The following is a 1,287-nucleotide window of genomic DNA, read 5'->3' on the forward strand; positions in this document are numbered from 1 at the left end:
CATGCCATCACCGGCGACATGCTCACGGAGACCTCCCTGGAGGTTGCGGCAATGAAGCAGGCGATGATCGCCGCGGCGCGCCGCGTCGTCGTGCTTGCCGACCATTCGAAGTTCACTGCGCCCAATTTTTGCACCATCTGCCGTCTGGCCGACATCCACCAGATCATTACCGACGAGGGCATCGATCAGGCTCACCTCACCAATCTTCGAACGCTCGATGTGGACGTCAGGGTCGTGCGCGTCAGCCGTTCGGGTTCTTCAGTTGAGCGCTCTTGAGGCTATGGATATCCGGGTCGTCGCGGACGACCTGACCGGGGCCCTGGACAGCGCGGTTTCCTTCGCATCGCCTGGGAATGGCATTGGGGTCAGCTGGCAGCTGGACCGTACGTTTGCGGGGCGTATGGCTATCGATGCCGCCACCCGGGAGGGGCCAGTGGCGACGGCCGTCGAGCGACACCGGACGCTTGCGCCATGGCTTGCCGCCGGACACCTGAGTTTCAAGAAGATCGACAGCCTCTTGCGCGGCCACGTCATCGCCGAAATCGAGGCCTGCATCCTCAACGGGGCGTACCAGCGCGTTGTTCTGGCACCTGCGTTCCCATTTCAGGGACGTGTTACGCGCCTTGGGCGCCAATGGCGACTCGATCAACCCGAAATGGTAGGTCCCGACCTTGTTGCCGGTCTAGGCCAGCGCTTTCCGGCTGGGCGTTCAACACCAGGGTCACGCCCAGTTGATTTCATCACACTCTATGACGCCGAAACGGATGCGGACCTGGACAAGATCGTCGCGACGGTGCCGGAGGGCGCGACGTTGTGGGTCGGTACTGGCGGCTTGGCGGCGGCACTTGCACGGCACATGAATGCGCCACACAAGCCTGTTCCTGCGTTTTCCGCCCCATTCCTGGCCCTTGTCGGCACAAATCATGAGGTCACGGCGGGACAGGTAGCCCTCTTTGCCGCCAGGCATGCGGATGCGCATATCGTCGTGGAACACGACGTCGACAAAGCGAAAATGCGTTTGGCGAAACGGATGATGCGCGGGGAGCCGTCGGCTGTCAGCGTCGTTGCATCGGGCGATCGCCACGTCGTGGCAGATCATATCGGCAAGGTGTTTGCCTCGCTTCTCGCGGGCTTGCCAAAGCCCGGCACCTTGCTCGTCACTGGCGGTGAAACATTGCGATCGGTGTGCGACAGCCTGGGTGCCGTCGAACTCACGGTCGAATGCGAGATTGAGCCAGGGCTTCCGGTTTCCAGAGTCAAAGGCGGCGTTTTCGAGGGGCTAGCCAC

Annotated in this window: 1 protein-coding gene and 1 pseudogene; both read left to right on the forward strand. The window is 62.3% G+C overall.

All coding sequences use genetic code 11. The features are described from left to right. A pseudogene (locus tag ACXJ7R_RS33200) lies at positions 1-276 on the forward strand (DeoR/GlpR family DNA-binding transcription regulator); the annotation flags it as partial. Positions 277-280: 4 nt separating this feature from the next. Further along, on the forward strand, positions 281-1,287 hold a 1,007-nt coding region (locus ACXJ7R_RS33205), incomplete at its 3' end, for a four-carbon acid sugar kinase family protein (protein ID WP_457155490.1).

It is taken from the genome of Mesorhizobium sp. P5_C1 (genome assembly GCF_054049815.1).